This window comes from Niastella koreensis GR20-10 (assembly GCF_000246855.1).
Classification (GTDB): domain Bacteria; phylum Bacteroidota; class Bacteroidia; order Chitinophagales; family Chitinophagaceae; genus Niastella; species Niastella koreensis.
This window is the reverse complement of record NC_016609.1, coordinates 2,436,547-2,459,655: the sequence shown is the minus strand read 5'-3', so window position 1 is coordinate 2,459,655 and position 23,109 is coordinate 2,436,547. Positions and strand designations below refer to the sequence as shown.

Here is a 23,109-nt window from a genome sequence, read left to right as displayed (position 1 = left end):
TCTGCCTACTCTTTATTCGGTAAGTTATTCACTACCCCCAAAGCGTGTTCAAGATCCGCATAGCTCCACTTATTTAAGATAGTTCCTTTTTTAATCAAAAACAAAGCGGGGTTGGTACGGGCGGCGGTTTTAATGGCGGTGGCATCACAACGCAACGGTACAAACGCATAAAACACATCCGGCGGGTTCTGCTTCAGCGCTTCCATAGCCACATTGGTAACCATAAATCCTTTTATGTGTTTCTTTTCGGCGACGTGCATGATCATGCTCAGCTTGCCGGGCCATTCGCCGGTAGTGGTATAGCCATTTTTCAGGAACAGGTACAACTGGTACTCATCGGTATTCAACAAGGCCTGGGTTGTATCTACCCCATCAAATGTTTGCAGCGAGAAATCTTTTATAGCCGGTGAGGCATTGCCTTTGCGCACTACTTTATCGTACCGCTTTACAAATTTATAGGTAGCCTCGTCATAATCGGCAGGAAAGTTATCCGCCGTAAACTCCACCTGTTTGCCCGCTTTCTCATACACAAAACTAATCACGGTACTATCGGGGATGGAACCGGGCGGCACCTGCATTTTTTCGGGAATGTTATTGCCGATCCTGTAAGGTAAACAATCCTTTACCGGCAGGTGCACCAGTACGAACCATTGAAAGGCAAAGGAAAAAACAACGGTAAAGAAAAGCGCTGCCAGGCTGAAGGTTTTGCTTAAAGCCGGTTTTATTTTGTTTTGCTGCCAGAAGATAAAAGTAATCAGCACCAGCAAAATAAGGTCTTTCATAAACGACTGATCGGCGGTAAGGGGGATACAATCGCCAAAACAACCACATTCGCGTATTTTTCCACTAAAATTGGCGTACCCGGTAAGGAAGGTGAAGAAAATGATCAGCAGTAATAACAGCCAGCTGAACAATCTCATTTGCCAGCCTACCAGCACGGCCACTCCGGCAATGATCTCAAAGGCGATCATGGCTACCGAAAAGGCAAGGGTATAATTATCCAGGAAATTCCAGCCCCACACTTCAAAAAACTCCTGCATTTTATAGCTCAGGCCAAGGGGGTCATTGGCTTTCACCAGTCCGGAAAAAATAAAAAGAACGCCTACTATGATACGGGTTACATTGAGTAAAATCTTCATGCAATATTGGTATTGAGAATATTCAATTGTATAAAGTTCCAGGCTAAAAGCTGTAAGGTTAAAGCCGAAAGCAATACACCACTTCGCGGAAACCGCGTCGCGGCCTTTATGCCTCGTAGCCTTTCCTCTCTCGTTGCCTTGTTGCCTCGTTGCCTTTCTCTACCTTTAGTACCCAAATGTAATACACAAAACCATAAATGTATACGCTGAATTGCAAAGGCCGTTTACTGGTAATAGATAAACCCCTGGTGATGGGCATTATCAATACCACTCCCGATTCGTTTTATGAAGGAAGCCGTTTTATGGGCGAAAGCGGGGTGCTGAAACAGGCAGAAGAAATGTTGAAAGCCGGGGCCGACATCCTGGATATTGGCGGGCAAAGCACCCGCCCCAACAGCAGCACCGTTTCGGAAGATGAAGAACTGGAGCGGGTTACGGGCGCTATTGAATCGTTGCATTATAATTTTCCCGAAGCTGTTATTTCCATCGATACCTATTATGCCCGGGTAGCCGCTGAAGCGGTGGCCGCCGGCGCGTCCATTGTGAACGATGTAAGCGCCGGACTGGTTGATCCGGCCATTATTGCTACCACCGGCGCCCTGCGTGTTCCCTACATCTGCACCCATATAAAAGGAACGCCGGCCACCATGCAACAACACGCATCGTACGAAAACGTTACCCGCGAAGTGCTGGATTTCTTTATTCAGAAAACGGCTGAATGCCATAAAGCCGGCATTAAAGATGTGATTATTGATCCCGGGTTTGGCTTTGCCAAAACACCCGCGCATAATTTTACTTTGCTGAAAAACCTGGCCCTGCTTCAACTACCCGATAAACCCATCCTCATCGGGCTTTCGCGCAAATCATCGGTTTATAAAACACTGGGCATAACTGCGCAGGAAGCCCTGAACGGTACTACGGTGTTAAACACCATCGGGCTGCTCAATGGCGCGCATATCTTACGGGTGCATGATGTGAAGGAGGCGAAGGAAGTAGTTAAGCTGGTTGACAAGCTGGCCAGTTGACGGGTTGATAAAGGAAAAGCCCCCGACCAAAGTCGAGGGCCCTTTCTATTTTTGCTTGTAATAGCCGAAGCTATTATTAATGATGCTGAGGCTGAGGTTGTCCTTGCTGAGGCGGCATTGGCATCATAGGCGCTTGTTTGGGCGCGCTATCGCTCACGTTTACCACTTCTACGTCAAATACCAGGCTCTCGTATGGTTTGCCACCAGGACCAGGTTGTGCACCGTATGCATTAAAGAACGGAATGTACAATGTACCCTTTCCACCTTTTTTGAAGTATTTCAAACCTTCGTCCCAACCAGGAATAACGGCGTGGGCACCTACCTGAACATCAAATGCAGGTTTGCCGGGTTCGTTATTTGTTTCAAATACTTTCAGGGTTGGGAATACTTTACCAGTATAACGGATGGAGACATATTTACCAGAGTCAACCTGGGCGCCGGTACCGGGTTCTTTAACTTCAACGAAAGTACCCTGAGGAGCTTTTTGAGCTTTAATGTTATTTTTAGCCAGGTAATCTTCGAGGTCTTTTATGGCAGGTCCTTTCAGACTTTCCATTTTCACTTTCTGGCGTTCCTGCGCTTTTTGCATTTCAGCCATCTGGTCTTTTTGTGCAATGCTGTCAACATTGAACACGTCTACCACTTTGAAAGATAAGATCAGTTTATCTTTTGGTTTAATAAACTCGGGCAGCATGCCTTGTTTTTTAGCCAGGGTGTCAGCCTCACGGATCACCACGGCGCTATCGCCTTTGTGCAGCATGGTGAAAATTTCCTGTGGATCGTAAGAAGGTCCTACGCTGTCAACCTTTGCATAAAAAGGCATTTGCTCGTATGAGTTAGCCAGAACGGAATCCCTTAATTTATGTACAAACTGAATTTTTATAATATCACCTCTTTTAATCATGGGCCCGCTGCCCGAAGGGATGATCTTATAAAGCAAACCGCTTTTTGTTTTTTTAAACCCGCTGTTTTTACAAGCTGTCGTTGACAACAACAGTACAGAGAGGGCACTTAATAAAATCGTTGTTTTTTTCATTTGAATATTTGTAATAAAGTTTTATTGTAACTGCAAAGCGTTTTCTTTCATAGCCTCAAAGAAGCGTTGAACGGTTCCATCGAGGGAATCACTGCTGCGGCCTCCGGCTGCATTGAAATGGCCACCGCCTTCAAAATAAGTACGGGCAAAGGTATTTACATCAAAATCCCCTTTGCTGCGGAAGCTCCATTTGCGTTCTTCATCGCGGTCAATCACCAGTGCGGCCAATTTAATACCCTGAATACTCAATGGCCAGTTCACCAGGCCTTCGGTATCACCGGTTTTAACCTCATAGCGCAACAGGTCTTTTTTGGGAATAGCGATCAGGGCTGTATTGTATTCGTAGAACAGGTCCATCCGGTGCAGCAGGATGTGCCCGATAAACCGGAGCCTGTTTTCGTGGAAATTATCGTAAATATTTTCGTGCACCTGGGTATGCTGCAAACCGCGGTCTTTCAGATCGGCCACCATGCGGTGCACGGCAGCGCTGGCCGAAGGAAAGCGGAATGAACCGGTATCGGTCATTACACCGGCGTACAGGCAATCGGCAATGGCCGGGGTGATCCGGTCGCCGTAGCCGCCGCCAACGATAAAATCATACACCATTTCGCAGGTGCTGCTTTTACCGGTATCGCTGATACCCCAGGTAAACAGAGGAACCTCAGGTTGCTGGTGATGGTCAATTAAAATACGGTCGTAAAGGCCCACACGCAGGGTATTTGCCATGTGCTTGGTACGTACCAGCACATTGAAATCGAGGCAAAAAACCCATTGCGCCTGTTGTAAGGCGGCCTCGCCCCGGTCGCGCTGCAGTTCATAATCTATCACATTCGCTGCTCCGGGCATCCAGTCGAGCCATTTGGCCCAATTGGTAGGGGAAACTACGGTTACCGAGTGACCCAGGGAGGTTAGAAAATGATACATGGCCAGGGAGCTGCCCATGGCGTCCGCATCGGGCTTCTGATGCGTGGTAATCACCACATTGCGTGGGGTTGTTAAATGGGGATATATGTCTTGTATAGGTTTCATGAAACGGCAGCAAAGTTGCGGAAATAAAAACCAAACACCAAAAGCAGTTTATATAGAAATTAGTTACTATAAACCGGTTTCCGATCAACAGATGCCAGGCAACAAGAAAACCAGGCATAAAGGCACAAAGGTATAAAGGCAAAAGCGAACGAGAGGTCTAGGGAACAAGGGAATGAGGGGCGAGGAGTCAAGGCTACTAGGCATCGAAGGGGAAAAACCAGGAAATATGCCCAAACCAGCGTTTCTTGTTACCTTGTTCCTGGTTGCCTTTGTTCCTCGTTGCCTCGATACCTTGTTGCCTTTGTGCCTCTATGCCTTTATGCCTTGTTGCCTCTATGCCTTTATGCCTTGTTGCCTTTGTGCCTCGATGCCTTTTCCTTACCTTCGCGGCCAAAATTGAAGATTGTATGAGTAACCGCACGTTTACCATGATTAAACCCGATGCCATGAAGAATGGGCATGCCGGAGCGATTTTAGACCGGATCATAAAAGAAGGGTTCCGCGTTGTATCGCTGAAATTGACCAAATTAAGCAAGGAAAAAGCCGGTGAGTTCTATGCTGTGCACAAAGAGCGTCCGTTTTATGGCGAACTGGTTGATTTTATGAGCAGCGGAGTGATTATTGCCGCCATTTTGGAAAAAGACAATGCCGTTAACGCATTTCGTACCCTGATCGGTGCTACCAACCCCGCCCAGGCCGAAGCCGGCACCATCCGCAAACTGTTTGCTACCTCTATTGGCGAAAACGCCGTACATGGCAGCGACAGCGATGAAAATGCCGCTATCGAAGGCAGTTTCTTCTTTAGTGGATTGGAGCAGTTTTAAAAAAAGTTGATAAAGTTAATAGAGTTGACAGGGTTGATAAAGGTTTTAATGACCTCAACCCCGAAAAACAAAAGGCGTGGTCCGTTTTAACGAACCACGCCTTTTATATTAAGACATTTCAACTTGTTAACCTGTTAACTTGTCAACCCTATCAACCCTCCTACAGCGACTCCGTATTCTTACTCTTCCCGATATTCTTCATTGGAGTAACCCGAAACCCCTTCTTTCGCAGCAGATTAATTACCCCCTGCTCACCTGGTAAATGCCCCGCTCCCACTGCAAACAACAAACTGTTCTCTTTCATCAGGGCCGGCATTTGTTCAACCCAGTGGCGGTTGCGGCCATATAATAACAGGTCCATATAATCTGCTTCCATGCCCGGGTCGCTTTTATTCGAGAGCGAATCCAGCAACTCCAGGTTTTGCTCGCGGTACGCTTTTACCATTTCCAGGGTGGCGGCCCTGTAGGTATCGATGCTGTCTATATAAGTTACCAGCTCTTTTGCCTGTTTGGCATAAGGGATGCTGTCGAAAATGGAGGCCTGGAACTCGGTTGTTTCCAATCCCTTTATTTCTTTATTATACTGTTTGCTTTCCCGCATAATCAATTCTTCCATCCCGTTCTTTTGCGAAAGAAACGACGATCCCTGTCCCTCGCTTCCGGGACACTCCATCATTTGTTCGCCAATAAGACTGGAAATGAAAAACGGTTTCACCCGGTTGAACATGCTTAAAGGCAGTGAATTTTGTTTAAAATAGGCTTCCACTTTGGCATATTCTTCTTTGGTAAGCAACTCCGACAGTTTGGTGCCGTTGTTCATTCGCAGGTATTTCAGCGCGCCCAGCGTTTCACCTAAATTGTCCATATCCAGCTCAAAGTAGATCTGGTCACAATTTTTTATAACAAATTTAAGGCTATCGCTCACCGTGGCATCTTCGGCGCACAATACGTGCATGGTGCCATACAGGTAACTCGGCCGTTTGAGACCGTTGCCGCTTATTTTCCATAACAACGTGTTATTTAAGTGGTTATGATTGCCTTTCGACACCGAAGCGTTTTCTTTTTTGCTAGAATTGGCGTTTTGCTGTCCCAATCCGGTCATGGCCAGGGCCACATAAAAAAATAACATACTAACTTTTTTCGGTAACATAGTGCTTGCTTTTGTCCTGCCTGTTGAATAGGGTGCTTTTTTTTATTATAATTGCGGTGCGTAGCTTCATAAAGCACCGGTAATAGCACATCCGGAATACTCAACAAAGCTAAACCCGCTTGTTGAGATGTACGAATAAATTTACAAAACCAGGGAACGGGGAAATAAACGAATCAGACAACGTTTATTATCGAACACCGAACACCGAATTCGAATAACCAATGTCGAAGTTAAACCCTTAGATTGGGTTTTCCCTTCTACATTCAACATTCATTATTCGATATTCGACATTTAACTAATTGCATGAAACGCTTTGTTTGTAGCTTGCTGTGCCTGGCACTTGTTACGCTTTGTACCGCACAAACCACCCTGCCTGAACCCGGGGAATTTACTGAGGCCGAGAAATCGATCACCGAATGCCCGTTCGATAAAGAAGCCGACGCCGTGGTGATCTTTGACGATGCACGCGTTGACCACAATGACCGGAATGAACAGGTTACTACCCGGCGTACCCGGTTAAAGATCCTGAAATCAAAAGGAATCCACTATGGGGATGTTTCTATCCGTTATTACAGTAAAGACGAATTGCAATTTGTAAGCGACGTTGAAGCCTATACATACAGTCCCAAATCAGCTCCCGAAGTCAAAAAAGTTCCGCAGTCTGCCGTATTTCGTCAAAAGATAAACGACAGATGGTCTGTTGTAAAAATAGCCATGCCCGATGTACAGCCGGGTACTATTCTGGACTATAAATATATTACCACCGCTAAAAGCTATCACCTCGACGATTGGAATTTCCAACGCGAGATACCTGTTATGCACAGCCATTTTTCGCTGGCGGTACTCCCCAACTATGAATTTACCTACCGAGTTTTTAAAAGCGATCGCCTGCCAATTGTGATTAAAAAAGATAAACAAGAGGGCCGCATCTATTTTGAAATGAACGAAATAGCCGGGTTACGGGATGAGCCGTATATGGATGCTGAAAAAGATTACCTGCAGCATATAGAATTTCAAATGTCGGGTTATGCAGGCACATTTGGCGGCACACAACATTATATGACTACCTGGGATGAAGTTATCCGTGAATTAATGTCCAACTCTTCTTACGGCGGTCAGCTGAATAAAAATATCCCGGTGGGCGCTGAGTGGCTCGAAAAAGTAAAAGCTATCTCCCCTGCTTATGAAAGGATGGCGGCCGTTTACAATTTCGTTTATAAAAATATCAGCTGGAATGGCCTCATTAGTATTTGGTCTGTTGATGGCGTTAAAGATGCCTGGGAAAAAAAGCAGGGCAGCAGTGCCGATATTAACCTGTTGCTGATAAACCTGCTGAAAGAAGCCGGCCTGGAAGTATATCCCCTGCTGGTAAGCGAACGGGGCAATGGTAAAGTAAACGCCGAGTTACCTTTCATTTACCAGTTCAATAAAACAATGGCCTGTGTGCTCATCGATGATAAAAAATATATCCTGGATATTGCGGGGCCCTATACCCCGCCCTTTATGATCCCTTTCTCTGTAATCAATACAAAAGCATTCCTGGTAAATAAAAAGAAAGGCGGTATTATTACCCTTACTGAAACAGAAAAAAAGGACCGGAACTTTGTAAGTATCCAGGCCCGGATTGACGACAATGGCGCCATGACCGGCAAAGCCTTTATTCAAAGTAATGAATATGCCAGGCTTAACCGCATGCGGGACTGGATGCGTGATAAAGAACGCTTCAAGGAAAACTATTATACTACTTATGAGGCCGGACTGAAAGTGGATAGCCTGCAATTACAGAATATGGATAACGATTCCATGGCTCTGGACCAGCAATTTAATTTTTCTGCTCCGCCAATAGCCAGCGGCGATTACAAACTGGTTAACCTGAACCTGTTCACCGGCATTGCAAAAAATCCGTTCATCTCCGACATCCGCTTTACGGATATCGATTTCGGTTGTCTGCGATCGTATTCGGTACTGGAGAATATTGACCTGCCGCCATCGTTGAAAATTGAAACGCTGCCTAAAAACCTGCGCATGATAATGCCCGACACCAGCATCACCTTTATGCGGTATATGGAAGTAAAGGACAATGAGCTGCACGTGAAGTATGATATCAACTTTTTGCGCCCGGTGTTCACCGCCGATGAATACGTATATGTAAAGGAGTTTTACAAAAAAATGGCGGGGATCATGAACGAGCAGATTGTTTTGAGAAAACCATAAGATGGCAGAAGGCAGACGGCAGAAATAAAACCAGAATGCCGGAAACCCTGTTTGCCATTTGCCGTCTGCCGTCTGCCGTTTGCCGTTTACCAATTCACAAATTGAAGAATTTAACCATAAAAAACCCAATGAAGCGATCATTAACCCTGCTTGCCTGGCTTATACTGCCGGTAGCGTTGTTTGCCCAGAAGGGCAGTGACATTCCAGCCTTTGGTAAAATTGAAAAAGCCGACCTGGAAATGAAAGAATGTGATTTTGATGCCAAAGCCGATGCTGTTGTGTTGTTCGATGTAGGCGAATTGTATTGCGACATCGTATCTGGCGGCGACATGACACTGGAACGCCATGTACGCATAAAGATCCTGAAAGACAAAGGCAAGGACAAGGCCGACATTCACATCCCCTATTTCAGCTACAAGAATGTGGAATACATCAAGAACCTGCAGGCCCAAACCTATAACCTGGATGGTGCAGGCAATGTTGTTGCCACCAAAGTGGAGAAAAGTCTCATTTATGACAAGAAGATCGATAAATACTACCATGAACAGGTATTCACCTTCCCCGAGGTAAAAGCCGGCAGTATTGTTGAATACAAATGGAAACAGGCCTGGAGCGGCATCAGCCTGGAGAATTGGTATTTTCAACGCGATGTTCCGGTGAAATACAGCCGTTACCGGGTTGACTTTCCCAATGAAATTGAATTGTATTCAACACCGTATTGCGTATTGCCGTATGAATCAAAGAAGGAAGACAAATCCAACCGCAGCATTCAGACCTATGTCATGAAAAATATTCCCGCGTTACGCGATGAGCCCTACATCAGTTGTGATAAGGATTATCTGCAACGCGTCGAGTTCAGGCCAATGGCCCTTAACCTGCCCACCCGCCGGGAAAACCTGATAAAGAACTGGCCGGAGGAAATAAAAAAACTGATGGAAGATGAGGATTTCGGCGTACAGCTGAAAAGGAACATCCCCCGTACGAGCGGCCTCGATTCTGCCCTGAAAAACATCACCGACCCCTATCGTAAAATGGTGATCATTCATGAATACGTTCGTAAGAACATGGAATGGAATGGCCTCAGTAATATCTGGGCACTGAATGGCGTTAGAGCAGCGTGGAAAGATAAAAAGGGCACCAGCGGGGAAATTAATCTGATATTAGTGAACCTGCTGAAAGATGCCGACCTGAAAGCGCACGCCCTGCTGGTAAGCACCCGTGAACATGGGGTTGTTAACAGTATGGTTGCCGATAGAAGTCAGTTTAATAAAGTAATGGCGTACGTTGAAATTGACGATAAAGTGTACGTACTGGATGCCACCGAAAAGATCACCCCATCATTCCTGATACCCCAAAATGTGATGTATTCGGAAGGATTGGTTATTGAAAAACCCGAAACTTTTGAATGGGGCTGGAGACCGTTGTGGAACGAGAAATCGTTAAACAGGAATGTAGTGGTGATGCAGGCGACCATTGACGAAAAAGGCGCAATGAACGGCAGGGCTTCCCTCTACAGCTACGATTATGCCCGCTTGCAGCGGATTGAAGAAGCTAAAAAAGACAAGGCCAAATTCCTGGAGCACTACTTCAAAACAGATAATCAGGGCGCGCAGGTAGACAGTCTGGAACTGGAAAACCTGGATGCCGATTCCCTGCCACTGGTGCAAAAAGTGCATTTCAATTTACCCGTAAGCTCTTCAGGCGATTACAAATATTTCTCCACCAACCTGTTTACCAGCCTGGAGAAAAACCCGTTCCTGGCCGACAACCGGTTTTCGGATATTTTCTTTGGCACCAACCAGTCGTTCAGCATAGTGGCCAATATAACCATCCCTGATGGCTATGCATTTGAAACATTGCCGAAGAGTATGCGCATGATAATGCCCGATACCAGCATTTCCATCACCCGCCGGATGGTGGCCGAAAGCAACCAGGTTTCAATAAGAGTGGCGCTGGAATTTACAAAGCCGTTTTTTGCCGTACAGGAATACCCTGACTTTAAGGAATTCTATAAACAGCTATTTGCTATCTTGAGTGAACAGATCGCCATTAAGAAAAAAGGATAATTGATATGCTAAATATGAAAAAGTGTTTATCCCTGATAACCGCCATTTGCGCCGCCTGCAGTCTCACGGCGCAAATATCTCCCTACGCCCTGTTGTCGGTACCCGAAACAGTGAAAAAAGATGCCGACATCATTAAACGGCTGGAGGAAATTACCTTTGAAGTAACCGACATCGACCGGTCGTCAGTGACCGTACACCAGATCATTACGGTGATGAATGAGAAAGGCAAAAGCGCTCTCCATTTTGCCGAGTATACCGATAAATTTCATATTCTGGATGATGCAGAAGTAAAAGTGTTTGATGCCAATGGCCGGCAAATAAACAGGTACAAACAAAAAGATATGATCACCACCGCGGAAGGTGGCGATAACCTGATAGACGATAGCAAGGTCACTTATGTGCGGTTTCCTTCCTCCAGCTTTCCTGTTACGTTTGAAGTGAAGTACAGTGTAAAACTAAAGGGCAACCTGTTGTTCCCCAGCTTCGAGATCCAGGATGCCAATGAAAGCGTGGAATCATCCGTGTTCACCGCCAAAGTGCCCAAGGACCTTGACCTGCGCTATAAAGAAAAGAACATCACCTTAAAACCTGAGACCGGCGAAGATGGCAACTATAAATGGTACCGCTGGTCGGTAAAAAACCTGCCGGCCGTAAAATACGAAGCAGGTTCGGTTAGACCTTATCCTTATGTGATGCTGGCGCCCAACCGGTTTAAGTTCGATGATTTTGAAGGCGACCTGAGCACCTGGAAAAGCTTTGGCGCCTGGTACGGGAACCTGTGCAAAGGGCTGGATAAATTACCACCCGACCGGGTTGCTTTTTTTAACGATATGGTCAAAGACGCCCCCAACAATCTGGAAAAGATCAGAAGGCTGTATACCTATTTGCAAAAGAATTTCCGGTATGTGAGCATACAGCTGGGCATTGGCGGCTTGCGCCCATTCTCTGCCGACTTTACCGAAAAGAAAAAGTATGGCGATTGTAAAGCGCTGAGCAATTGCATGAAGGCCATGCTGAATGCGGTGGGTATTAAAAGCTACAGCGCCGTTATTAATGCCGGAGTAAATGCCCTGGCCATGGATGCCGACTTCCCTTCCAAATTCAGTAACCACGTTATTCTTTGTGTGCCCCAGGAAAAAGACACGGTATGGCTGGAATGTACCAGTAATACCATTGACTTTAATACCTTAGGCTCCTTTACCGAAAACCGCAATGCCTTACTGATCACGGAAAATGGCGGCGTTCTGGTGGCCACCCCCGAAAGTAAATGTTCTGAAAATGTATACAAGGTACGTACGGTAATTGACCTGCAACCTGATGGCTCGGGCACCAGCCATACCACCTTTGTCACTACCGGAGAGTTTAAAGAACAGATGAAGTACTTTTTAGATGAGAAGAAAGACGATCAGAAAGAATTTATAGTGAACGACCTGAACTTTAAACAGCCGGACGACTTTAACTATAAACAAATAGAAGGCACCGCCGAATTTACCACCGACCTGGAAATGACCTACGAAAAGGTGCATGAGTTCAATGCCGGCAATAAACTGTTCATCAGTCCCCGCATTTACCGGTTCTGGTCAAGATCACTGCCAAAATCGGACGACCGTAAACAGGATTATTATTTCAGATACCCCTTTGAACGCACCGATACAACTGTTTTTAAATTACCGGCCGGCGCATCGGTAGAAGCGCTGCCCAAACCAAAGGAATTATCGGGCGCTTTGGCCACTTATACCACCAAATACTGGTATAACGAAACCGAAAAAGCGGTGTACAGCACGGCATCCCTGGTGCTGAAAAAGCAAAAGATCCCCGTTGCCGGTTATGCGGAGATAAAGAAGTTGTTTGATGAAATACTGATGGATGATACGCAAAGGATAGTTATCAAGAAAGAATAAAGTTTCGAGTTCCAGGTTTCAGGTTCCAAGTTGTCCCTGGAACTTGAAACCTGGAACCTGGAACTTGCTTCTTCGATTACACTGCTCCGGTTAAATAAGAAAGTATTATTCCAGTTGCAACAGCCGCATTAAGTGACTCCGCCTGGCCGTGTCTGGGAATGGTTATCCGGTTTTGGCAAAGCGCTAAAATGTCTGCGCTGATGCCCTTTGACTCGTTTCCGATAATAATCACCCCTTCTTTAATGGGCGCCAATTTGCGCAGCTCGGTGCCGTTTAGCACCGCCGCAAACGCGGGCAGTTCCGGTTCCGCCTTCAACATGGCCGTCAGCTCGCCATACACTACCTGTACCCGGGCAATACTCCCCATGGTGCTCTGCACCACTTTAGGCCCATACGCATCGGCACAATCAACGCTGCAAAAGACCTGGGTTATGCCAAACCAGTCGGCACAACGGATAATAGTACCCAGGTTTCCGGGATCCTGAATGGTATCGAGCATCAGGGAGAGGGTATTTCGGGCAGGCCTGTTCGCAGTGAAAACCGGCTTTTTAAAAATACCCAACACCTGGTTGGGGGTTTGTAAATGGGAGATGCGCTCCAGTTCCGACGGGGTTATTTCCGTTACGGAACCGCTCAGTTGCCGGCCATGCTCCGCTATCCATTCCTTCACGGCATACAGCTGCTGCAGGGGTAAACCGGCAATTAAAAGTTCGTTAATAAGCTTCGGTCCCTCGGCCACAAACACTTCTTCCGTATCTCGTAATTTTTTGTGGCTTAAACTTTGAATATATTTGACCTGAGATTTAATCAACATTGCATTCCGATTAAACTAAATATGTTGTTATTAGCCCGGCAAGTTACTGTATTTAGACTGGTTCAATGGATAGCGTACTGCGCTTTAATAGCGGCGTCAATAACTTCCTGCACGGTTCCAAAACATTTCCAGGCCGGGAAGCCCTTTGTTTACAAAACTACCATCAAAATTCAGGGTAATGTGCCCGAAAAGCTGCAACTGGAGGAACGCCTTATCAATCAGCTCGACGACAGCGTAAAAACGCAGTACATCTATTATGTAGGGGTACGGCGGGTACTGGAAAAACCACCCGTTTTTGATACCGTAAATATAGTCCGGTCGAAGCTGTTTATGACCAGCCTGCTGCATTCTTTAGGCTATTTCCATCCCGAAATAAAGGATACCTTTCATATAGATACGGTGCGCAAACAATACCGCACCTACATCACCTTTACGGTTATTCCGGGCAAGGTGCTCCGGCTCGATTCAATCGGTTATGCCTTCCGCGACTCTTCCCTGCAACACCTGGCCATGCGCCAACAGGATAAATCGGTAATTAAAAAGAACGAAGCCTATACCCAGCAAAAAGTATCTGACGAACTGGATAGGCTGCTCACCGTTTTTCGCAACAATGGTTATTACAAACTAAATAAAGAAGATGTGTATGCCGAGGTGGATACCGTGGTAGCCGCCCTGATAGACCCTACCCTTGATCCGTTTGAGCAGATCAGGTTACTGGACTCCCTGCGTAAAAAAAGAGAGAATCCCACCATTAATGTGGTATTTAAACAACACCCGGTAAAGGACAGCAGCCGCATAAAAAAGTATTTTATCGGTAAAGTGTTTGTGTACCCCGATGCCAGCTACGAACAATTTGATTCAACCAAACACGATACGGCCAATGTAAATGGTTTCCAGTTTATTTATAATTCCCACCGGTTCAGGCTGCCGTTTGTGGCCAGTAATATTTACCTGAAGCCGGGTATCATGTATAACCAGCGCCGCTATTTTCGAACCATCAACAATTTTACCAGCCTGGGCGCCTGGCAAAACGTGGATTTTGAAATCATTGAACGCAAAGACACCAGCGTACCTATCCTTGACGCCAAACTAAAGCTGTATCCCAGTCTCAAACAAAACCTGAACCTTTCACTGGAAGCCAGCCGCAACGTAAGCGACATCTTAACCAACGGACAGTTATTTGGTATTGGGGTGAACGGCCGCCTGCTGAACCGGAATGCCTACCGCGAAGCCATTCAAACCGTTACCAGCGCCCGGTTCGGGATTGAGTTAGGGTCCGATTTCATTCAAACCCTGCAGGCCAGCCTGGCGCATACCATTAACTTCCCCAAGTTTATAACACCTATAAAAATAAAAACCGACAGCCTCATAAACCCGCGTACGGTGTTAAACCTGAACGCCTCGTATACCGACAGGCTGCTGCTGTTTAAATCGAAGTCGTTCAATACTTCCTGGGGTTATGAGTGGGTAAAGGGCCGCCGCCGCGAAGACCAGGACCAGGTAGGGCAAAAATGGCGGAAGACCTGGCAGTACATTCCTTTTAACTTTGAATATACCGATGTAAAGAAAAGCGACAGTTTAAGACATCTGGAAGACACGATCCCATCGTACAGGTACGCGTTTAATAACGGGCTCATCATAAGCCAGATCCTGAGCCTGAGCACCGGGATTGAAAAAGATAATAAACTTACCCTGTTGCGGGGTAAAATTGAGGAGAGCGGCGGTTTGTTTGGTTTTATAAAAAGCCTGGACTATGGGTCGCTGGCCCGGTTTGTAAAGATCGACGGTGAGTATAAACATTATATAAACTACAAGCATTCTTCCTGGGCATTCAGGTTTTATGCCGGCTATGGCTTTGTGTATGGAAAAACCGATACCTCTACCGATGCCACGCAAAAAAAGATAGGACCTGAAAATAACCTGCCGTTCTTTAAAGCTTTTTTTGCCGGTGGCCCGTACAGTATGCGTGCCTGGCAGATCAGGCATTTAGGTCCCGGCTCGTCGACCCTCTATGAAAATGAGACCAAGAATATTGAGCGTTTTGGGAACATGCAACTCGAGTTCAATACCGAATACCGCTTTAACCTTACTTCTATTGCGGGCATAAAAGTGAACAGCGCCCTGTTTGTTGATATGGGAAACATCTGGAGTAAAGAGTATGATCTCAATAAACAAAGGGTGTTGGAAGCTTCCTTCCGCTTCGACCGGCTGTATAAAGACCTGGCCATTGGCGGCGGCAGCAGTCTGCGTTTCGATTTTGATTTCTTCCTCATCCGCCTCGACTGGGCCTATAAATTAAAGGACCCGGCACATGCCGATGAGAATGATGGCTGGTTCAACGATATCAGGTTATTAAACGGGCAGTTTCAGCTAGGATTAGGCTATCCTTTCTAAGAAATGCCGAATGTAGAATATCGAATGTAGAAGTAGAATGCACCTTCGACATTCAACATTGGACATTCGATATTCAATATTTTGTATTTTGTATTTCCTTTCTAATTTATCATTCTTCATTACTCATTTTTCATCTTTTCATTCCTTCTATCCACGCCATCGCTTCTTCCATCGTCATAGATTTATCTAAACTAAACTCCCCAATGCGCGTGCGGCACAGGCTGCTAAGATAGGCGCCACAACCAGCGGCTTTACCCACATCATTGGCCAGGCTACGGATATAGGTGCCGGTTGAACAAACCACCCTGAAATACAGAACGGGCAATTCTATTTTGGTAAATTCAAATTCCTTTATGGTAATTCGGCGGGGCTCCAGCTCAATGGTTTTGCCGGCCCGGGCCAGCTCATACACCCGTTTACCATCTTTTTTAATGGCCGAATGCATGGGCGGTACCTGCATAATTTCGCCGGTGAACTGCGCGGCAATGGTTTGTAATTGTTCCGGGGTAATGGAACTATAGTCTTTAAAATCCCGGGGCTCGCTCTCCAGGTCGTAGGTAGGCGTAATGGCGCCCAGCGTAATGGTGCCGGTGTACTCCTTTTCCTGCGCCATGTACTCATTTATGCGCTTGGTAAACTTGCCCGTACACAAAATAAGCATGCCGGTAGCCAACGGATCGAGCGTACCGGCATGACCTACTTTTTTTATTTTGATCGCATTGCGGATCTTTCTAACTACGTCAAAGGATGTCCACTCAAGTGGTTTATTGATCAATAAAACCTGTCCTGCTTCGAAAATATTAGGTGCCTCTTGCATGGCGCAAAAGTAAGCTTTACTTATAAACCTTTCGTACCGGGATTAAATTGCCGTTCACATGATCTATCCACCATTTTAATAATCAGATCGCCTGCCTTGCTTTCAGTTCAAGGTATTTATTAACCGTATTAATGGTGAGGTTTTGTGGTGCCGTAAGAATAGTGAAAATGCCGTGTTGTTGCAGCTCCTTTACGATCAACCGTTTTTCATACACAAATTTCTCTGCAATGGTTTTTGTATAGAGCGTTTCAATATCATTGGCCGGTTCATCGGTCAGCTGGCGGAGTTCGGTATTTTCAAAAAACACTACCAGCACCAGGTGATTGCGGGCAATATGCCTGATGTAGGGCAGCTGTCGTTGTAAACCCGATAACGATTCAAAATTGGTAAACAACACAATGAGGCTGCGTTGCGAAATGCGGTTGCGTAAATGCGCATACAGCTTTTCAAAATCGCTTTCGAGGAATTTTGTTTGCTGGTTGTACAGGGTTTCCAGGATATGCCCCATTTGCGAGGCCTTGCGGTCGGCCGGTAAAAAATGACCGATGTTCTCGGCAAAGGTCACCAGCCCTGCCCTGTCCTGTTTTATCAGCGCCACCCGCGACAGTACCAAAGTGGCATTGATGGCATAATCCAACAACGTCATGCCCTCGAAAGGCATTTTCATAACCCTTCCCTTGTCTATAATGCAATAGATGCTCTGGCTGCGTTCATCGGTATAATTATTCACCATCAGCTGTCCGCCCCGGCGGGCAGTAGCCTTCCAGTTTATACTGCGGATGTCGTCGCCGGTAACGTATTCCTTGATCTGTTCAAACTCAAGGCTATGGCCTATTTTCCGGATCTTGCGGCTGCCTGCTTCGGCCAGGTTGTTGCTATGCGCCATTAACTCAAACTGGCGCAGGGGCAAATACGAAGGCAATACTTTTACCATTTGCTCCCCTTCGCTCCTCACCCGGCGCACCACCAGTTGTAAGGGACTTTTTACAAATACATTGGTATCGTTAAAAATGTATTCGCCCCGTTCAACCGGTCGCAGGTCGTAGGCTATATTCTTTGATTCATCACTATCCAGCACGGCAACAACAGAAAAATCACGCTGCTGAAACTGCACCGGTATTTCGTCAATGACCCTGATGCGGATACGAAAATGAAACTTATTGGTAATAAGCAGTTTTACCTTATTAACATCGCCATTGCTAAACCGGTCGCTTACTATCCTTTGGATCAGTAATCCCTCCTTGCGCAGGAACAACAGGATATAATCCAGCACTACCATGATTATAAAAAACCAAAGGCTTACCCGCGCTACGGGATTCAGCACCGGCCAGTTATACGACAGTACGAACAATAATATTACTGCCACAAACGACCAGTAAAACCACCGGCCGAAGAATAATGGAAGTATGTATCTTTTGTAAAACCCCATGCTTCTGTGAATATAAATACATTGGATAAATCAGGAACAGTTTATTAGTTTATGGTTTGTTGTTTATGGTTCTTTTATGGCTGCTTTTAAAATTTTTTTAACCCTCAAAGTGCGGCAGCAACCACAAACCATAAACTTCAAACTACCTGGGCACTTCTATACTCGCAACAATCTGCTGAATCACATCATCCGTAGAAGCCCCTTCCATCTCTTTCTCCGGCGTTAACACAATGCGGTGACGCAATACCGGCGGGATCACATAAATGATATCATCGGGCGTAACAAAATCGCGGCCGCGCATGGAAGCCAGCGCTTTGGCGCCATTTAAGATACCGATAGACGCCCGGGGCGATGCACCCAGGTAAATTGATTTATGATTGCGGGTATTGGCAACTATAGTAGTGATAAAATTGATGAGCTTTTCTTCCACATGAATGGAACGCACCTGTTTGCGCAGTTCCGATACCTGGGTAGCAGAAAGCACCGTTGATACCTGGTTGATCATCTCATTCAGGTTCTGCTGATGATGTTGAAGTACAATCCTGAACTCCTGCTCAGCCGAAGGATATGACACATTTATTTTAAACAGAAAGCGGTCTAACTGCGCTTCTGGTAAATGATAGGTACCTTCCTGCTCAATAGGGTTTTGTGTGGCCACCACCATAAACGGCACCGATAACTGGTACGAATGCCCGTCAACGGTGATCTGCCGCTCTTCCATTACCTCAAACAGGGCCGCCTGGGTTTTGGCCGGGGCGCGGTTGATCTCATCTATAAGAACAATATTGCTGAAGATGGGCCCTTTATTAAACTGAAAAGTAGAATCCTTGGGATTGAAAATGGTAGTTCCAATTACATCACTGGGCATCATATCGGGGGTGAACTGGATACGTGAAAAACCTACCGAAATGCTTTTGCTCAGCAATTTGGCAGTAAGGGTTTTAGCCACTCCAGGCACACCTTCAATAAGCACATGTCCGTCGGCCAAAACAGCCGCCAGTAACAATTCCACCATCTGCTCCTGGCCAACGATCACTTTACCAATTTCCTGCTTTAAGGTCTGTACCGATTGCTGCAGTGCGCTGAGATCGGTTCTAACATCGAAAAAGTTTTCCATGTATTATGCGTATTTATAAAAGTGCTCCAATTTACGGTTAAAGTCTATCAGGGCTGCATCGGTTACATCGTGCATGTCCTGCAATGAATTCATAAAGAACAACAGGTTCTTGATATTATTGACATTATAGCCTGTTTTCCAGGCCAGCTTTTTTTCAAATTCCGGGTCGTTCAACGCAGCACGAATGCCATAGCGGCTGCGTACATGGTCCTGGAAATGCACCGTCATTTTCAGCGCCAGGTTCTTGTTATCGTGCCGTTGAAAATACAACCGGCCCACCGTTTTCACAAAATCAACCGAGGCATTTTGCAGGGGTACAATAACCGGAATGATGCGTTGTTTGCGTTTACTTTCAAACAGGTAAATGATCAGCATCAACACCAGTAATAACGGCAAAGCGCTTTTGAGTCCCTGTTGCTTGTTGATCCAGTCCAGCGTAGGGAACAGTCCTTTTCCGCCCCCGGCCGAACCGTCGCTGTTACTCGCCGTATGATACCGGAAATACTCATCCCACCTTATTACCGAGCTGCTTTTGGGCAGGTACGATAAGGCGTTATCGTAATAAGCTTTGTTGTTTTTGTGTAATAAAAAGAAATTGGTAAAGGCCATCGGCGCCAGGTGTATGTACAGGGAGCCGCCACCATCATAATTAAACGATACATAATTGGGATGCCCGAATTTATCCCTTCCCAGAATATTGGTAATACTGGAATCAACCTTCACAAAATAATTATCCATGGCCTTACCGGGATAGGTGAACGACAGGGAATCTTTTGTTATGGGATTATCTACACTTACGGTCAGCGAATCGTCGGTATTGAATACACTAGAATAATACGCAGGGTGTAAATGCAAACTGTCCAGCAAGGCTTCACTGATAGTGAAAGCCGAAATAAAAACGTGCTGTCCTTTACCTACCAGGTTCAACAGGGCATTTACCTCGTTTTCATCGGGTATAACCTGGTTGTTGATGATGATGTAGTTTACACTGGGATCATCATAACTGGTGGTATTGGCCGCGTTATCTCCCTCATCGTCCTTGTCGGTTTTTTCACTGTACGTCTTGTACCGGTCGGGCGATCTTTTATTGATAACAATTTCGGAATTAGGAAAAAGATGGCTCAGGTTCTCATATGCGTAATACGTGCCGTAGGGTATTTTATCGGTACGCCACAACGTTACCCGTTTGTTCATGGTTTTGCCACCGGAACCGCAAGCGGCTACCAGCGCGGCAAACGCCATCAGCAATAGTAAAAAACGATATCGTATTATTGGTTTCAAGATTACACAGCGTTGTAAAAGTGGCTGAAATTATTATATACTGTATCAAACTGTTCCCGGCTCAGCGTAAACTCTCCATACCACACATAATCGTAAATGCGGGTTAAAAAACTAAAGTCGTTGCCCAGTTTATGTTTACTCATCTGCAACACATACTCATAGTTAGTGGCATCCACATGGTATTTGATCCATTGTCTTTCGTTCAACAGTTGCAGGGTTTTCAGGTACATATACCGAACGGCCTGGCGGTGGTCGCCGGCTTCCGCTGCCCGCCTGATCTTTTCATCGAGGTTGTCATCTTCAATATCAACCTCCTCACCGCCGTCACTCACTTTTGATTTTGGTGAAGAATAAAACAGGAACAATTTGTTCACTACCATAATGCGGTAGATAATAAACAGGAAAAACAAACCCAGTACTATATAGGTAACGATGCGGATGGCATCACCGGAGAAAATACTATAGACATTATCCCAGAAGCCTCTTTTACCTTCCTGCTCCTTTTGCCGCTGCTCCCACTCCCGTTCTTCCTTTTCGCGTTTACGTTTCAATTCCCGTTCGCGCTCAAGGTCCCAGTATTCCGGGTCATTGGCATATTCGAAATCTTTTTGATTTTTATAGCGGCGCACGGTAGAATCGGGAACGATGCGGTAGGTGGGCGGTTCAGGCAGCCGGGTGGTGCCTGTTTTTGTATCGTACGTATTGGTACCAATTTCAATAGCTGAGTCTGCCACGGGCGGCGCAATAACCTCTTCGGCACTGTCGGTATCAGTTTGGGCCTGAACCAATGGAGCACAGGCCAGCCATGTAACCAAACACGCTATTAACCTCAACAACCGGTATGATGCAACAACATTCATTGACAGGGCAAATTATTTATTCAACTGCTTTTTCGGCCTTTGTTTTACGTTGTACCTGGATGGGATACCACACAAAATACCACATAATAAAAGTAAATGAGACTGCCAGGATCAATATGCTTATCAAACGGGGCATGGAATAGTAGGAATACCGGGTAACAAATCCCTCCAGGAAAGCTGCTACCAGCAGTATAGGTACCAGCGCAATCATTATTTTCAACCCGTCTTTTGCCCCCTGCATCAGCGAATGCAATCTTTTATGCGAACCAGGGAATAAAATACTATTACCTATTATTAAACCAGCCGCCCCCGACAAAATGATGGCGGAGATCTCCAGCGTACCATGGCACCAGATCACCAGCACGGAGGACCAGCCCAGGTGCTTTGCAAAAAAATAATATTGAAAAGCGCCTACCATTACGCCATTCGTGAACAGTTCTTTAATACTGCCCAGTCCCAGGAACAGTCCCCATACAAACACCCTGAACGACACATAAATATTGTTCAGCGCAATGTACGCGAACATATTCACGGCCTTTGATTGCCGGTATACGCCAAAAGGATCTCCTTTGGAAATATTCGACTCGGTCATTTCAATATATCCATCGCCCAGCACACCTCTTACGAATGATTCATCATGAGCTGCCGAGAAGGCCGCCATAATTGCAAACCCAACAAAGATGAGGAATGAATACAGGATTTCACGATGGTGCTTGCGAACGGTGAGCGGTAATTCCGTTTTAAAAAAACTGCCAATGCGGGAAGTTTCTTCCCGTTTGTTCCGGTAAATGCTCAGGTATATGCGGGAGGCCAGGTCGTTCAAATACTGGGTTACCTTACTGTGCGGGTAAAAAGTTTTGGAATACCCGAGGTCATTCACCAGCTCAGTGAACTGTTGCGCCATTTCATCAGGATCGGTGGTCTTTTCATACTGATACTTCCGCCACTTATCGATATTTTTCTTTATAAATAGTCCTTCTCTCACTCAGACGTATTTTTATTGTTTCAAATCTACCTATTCAGGCTCAAATTAAATGGCACCGGTAAATATAATAGTAAAATTTTGAACGTTATAACGTTGGTAAACAGATAATTTGTATAACCCAGCCTCCTTAAAAGGGGAAATTTTCGTGCCGGTTACAGTTTTCAGCGCCTGCCCCCACAAAGTCGGGGGTCAACTTTGGAATTCCCCCTGTAACTTGTAACTTGTAACCGGAACATTTTTAATATGCTGTTAGTTAAATTAGATACCGGCTTTAACATTGAAGTGGAATTTGCCCTCAGTCCGTTTCACCGGCGCTTTTTTGCCTGGCTGATCGATGCCACCATCCAGGGTACGTACCTGTTTATGGCCGCCAAACTCCTGAACGCACTGGTAGGCCTGGAATGGGACTCGCAGATCTGGATCTTTGTTTTGTACCTGCTGCCGTTTATTTTTTACCACCTTATTTCCGAGATCATGATGAACGGACAAAGCGTTGGTAAAATGGTGATGCAAATAAAAGTGATGACCCTGCAGGGCGGCGAACCTTCCATCAGCCAGTACCTTATTCGCTGGTTATTCCGGATTATCGACTTTCCGATCTTATTGTTTGCAGGCAGCCTTTCCGGCTATTCTACCTGGTGGGTGGTGCTGTTTATTTTTGCCGGATTGATCTGCGTAATTGCCACGCCCAAATCGCAACGCGTGGGCGACCTGGTGGCCGGCACCATTCTGATAGATCTTAAAAAACGTACTTCCTGGCAGGATACCGTATTCACTGAGGTAGAATCAACTTATCAACCCCGCTATCCGCAGGTAATGCAGTTGAGCGACCGCGACGTAAATACCCTGAAAAACATTATTGAAACAGTGAAAAGGCGTAACGACTACGACCTGTCCATCAAAATCGCCTATCGCATTCAGTCAAAACTCAAAATGACAAGCGATCAGGATTCACTTGAATTCTTACAAACTTTATTGAAGGATTATAACTATTATTCTACTAATTAAGATATTGTATCTGTTGACGT

Annotated in this window: 18 protein-coding genes; 7 read left to right on the top strand and 11 right to left on the bottom strand. The window is 45.8% G+C overall.

The features are described from left to right. Nucleotides 1–5 precede the first annotated feature (5 nt). Nucleotides 6–1,139, bottom strand: a complete 1,134-nt coding sequence (locus tag NIAKO_RS09950; protein WP_014218288.1) for a BT_3928 family protein — start codon at nt 1,137–1,139, stop codon at nt 6–8. 197 nt (nt 1,140–1,336) lie between these two features. On the opposite strand from NIAKO_RS09950, the gene folP reads away from it, so the two are divergent. Beyond that, complete coding sequence (gene folP / locus NIAKO_RS09945) at nt 1,337–2,164, top strand: dihydropteroate synthase (RefSeq protein ID WP_014218287.1); 828 nt, start codon at nt 1,337–1,339, stop codon at nt 2,162–2,164. Between the two features lie 76 nt (nt 2,165–2,240). On the opposite strand, the gene NIAKO_RS09940 is transcribed toward folP, so the two are convergent. Together NIAKO_RS09940 and NIAKO_RS09935 are read right to left on the bottom strand one after the other, a co-directional pair. Further along, on the bottom strand, nt 2,241–3,200 hold the full coding sequence (locus NIAKO_RS09940) for an FKBP-type peptidyl-prolyl cis-trans isomerase (protein ID WP_014218286.1): 960 nt from the start codon (nt 3,198–3,200) through the stop codon (nt 2,241–2,243). Between the two features lie 21 nt (nt 3,201–3,221). Then, the gene (locus tag NIAKO_RS09935; protein ID WP_014218285.1) at nt 3,222–4,229 is read right to left on the bottom strand and encodes a DHH family phosphoesterase; all 1,008 of its coding nucleotides are present in this window, start codon (nt 4,227–4,229) and stop codon (nt 3,222–3,224) included. A gap of 407 nt (nt 4,230–4,636) precedes the next feature. Between NIAKO_RS09935 and NIAKO_RS09925 the strand changes: the two genes are divergently transcribed. Then, entirely contained in the window at nt 4,637–5,053 is a 417-nt protein-coding gene (locus NIAKO_RS09925) for a nucleoside-diphosphate kinase (protein WP_014218284.1), read from the top strand. Nucleotides 5,054–5,213: 160 nt separating this feature from the next. Here NIAKO_RS09925 and NIAKO_RS09920 read toward each other — a convergent pair whose 3' ends face one another. Next, on the bottom strand, nt 5,214–6,182 hold the full coding sequence (locus NIAKO_RS09920) for a TraB/GumN family protein (protein WP_049815496.1): 969 nt from the start codon (nt 6,180–6,182) through the stop codon (nt 5,214–5,216). A gap of 324 nt (nt 6,183–6,506) precedes the next feature. On the opposite strand from NIAKO_RS09920, the gene NIAKO_RS09915 reads away from it, so the two are divergent. The 3 genes from NIAKO_RS09915 to NIAKO_RS09905 all read left to right on the top strand — a co-directional run bounded on the left by NIAKO_RS09915 (nt 6,507) and on the right by NIAKO_RS09905 (nt 12,384). Further along, entirely contained in the window at nt 6,507–8,417 is a 1,911-nt protein-coding gene (locus NIAKO_RS09915) for a DUF3857 domain-containing protein (protein ID WP_014218282.1), read from the top strand. A 128-nt stretch (nt 8,418–8,545) separates the two neighbouring features. Next, nucleotides 8,546–10,483, top strand: a complete 1,938-nt coding sequence (locus NIAKO_RS09910) for a DUF3857 domain-containing protein (RefSeq protein ID WP_014218281.1) — start codon at nt 8,546–8,548, stop codon at nt 10,481–10,483. A 14-nt stretch (nt 10,484–10,497) separates the two neighbouring features. Then, nucleotides 10,498–12,384: a DUF3857 domain-containing protein gene (locus tag NIAKO_RS09905; RefSeq protein ID WP_041346574.1), complete on the top strand. Its 1,887-nt coding sequence runs from the start codon at nt 10,498–10,500 to the stop codon at nt 12,382–12,384. Nucleotides 12,385–12,460: 76 nt separating this feature from the next. Here NIAKO_RS09905 and NIAKO_RS09900 read toward each other — a convergent pair whose 3' ends face one another. Beyond that, nucleotides 12,461–13,198, bottom strand: coding sequence for a TrmH family RNA methyltransferase (locus NIAKO_RS09900; protein WP_014218279.1), 738 nt, complete (start codon nt 13,196–13,198; stop codon nt 12,461–12,463). A gap of 180 nt (nt 13,199–13,378) precedes the next feature. On the opposite strand from NIAKO_RS09900, the gene NIAKO_RS09895 reads away from it, so the two are divergent. Then, nucleotides 13,379–15,592, top strand: a complete 2,214-nt coding sequence (locus NIAKO_RS09895; protein ID WP_165761233.1) for a BamA/TamA family outer membrane protein — start codon at nt 13,379–13,381, stop codon at nt 15,590–15,592. Nucleotides 15,593–15,722: 130 nt separating this feature from the next. Here the strand turns inward: NIAKO_RS09895 and truB are convergent, their stop codons facing one another. The 6 genes from truB to NIAKO_RS09865 all read right to left on the bottom strand — a co-directional run bounded on the left by truB (nt 15,723) and on the right by NIAKO_RS09865 (nt 22,081). After that, the gene (gene truB / locus NIAKO_RS09890) at nt 15,723–16,409 is read right to left on the bottom strand and encodes a tRNA pseudouridine(55) synthase TruB (protein ID WP_014218277.1); all 687 of its coding nucleotides are present in this window, start codon (nt 16,407–16,409) and stop codon (nt 15,723–15,725) included. A gap of 82 nt (nt 16,410–16,491) precedes the next feature. Then, nucleotides 16,492–17,775 carry a DUF58 domain-containing protein gene (locus NIAKO_RS09885; protein ID WP_242675437.1) on the bottom strand — a complete coding sequence of 428 codons (1,284 nt, stop codon included), beginning with the start codon at nt 17,773–17,775 and terminating at the stop codon, nt 16,492–16,494. Nucleotides 17,776–17,980: 205 nt separating this feature from the next. After that, a complete protein-coding gene (locus NIAKO_RS09880) occupies nt 17,981–18,955 on the bottom strand; it encodes an AAA family ATPase (RefSeq protein WP_014218275.1) in 975 nt (324 codons plus the stop codon). A gap of 3 nt (nt 18,956–18,958) precedes the next feature. Then, on the bottom strand, nt 18,959–20,236 hold the full coding sequence (locus NIAKO_RS09875; protein ID WP_133055256.1) for a DUF4350 domain-containing protein: 1,278 nt from the start codon (nt 20,234–20,236) through the stop codon (nt 18,959–18,961). 2 nt (nt 20,237–20,238) lie between these two features. Next, nucleotides 20,239–21,096 carry a DUF4129 domain-containing protein gene (locus NIAKO_RS09870; RefSeq protein WP_014218273.1) on the bottom strand — a complete coding sequence of 286 codons (858 nt, stop codon included), beginning with the start codon at nt 21,094–21,096 and terminating at the stop codon, nt 20,239–20,241. Nucleotides 21,097–21,112: 16 nt separating this feature from the next. Further along, on the bottom strand, nt 21,113–22,081 hold the full coding sequence (locus tag NIAKO_RS09865; RefSeq protein ID WP_014218272.1) for a stage II sporulation protein M: 969 nt from the start codon (nt 22,079–22,081) through the stop codon (nt 21,113–21,115). A gap of 243 nt (nt 22,082–22,324) precedes the next feature. Here NIAKO_RS09865 and NIAKO_RS09860 point away from each other — a divergent pair, with 243 nt between their 5' ends. Further along, nucleotides 22,325–23,089, top strand: coding sequence for an RDD family protein (locus tag NIAKO_RS09860; protein WP_014218271.1), 765 nt, complete (start codon nt 22,325–22,327; stop codon nt 23,087–23,089). Nucleotides 23,090–23,109 lie beyond the last annotated feature (20 nt).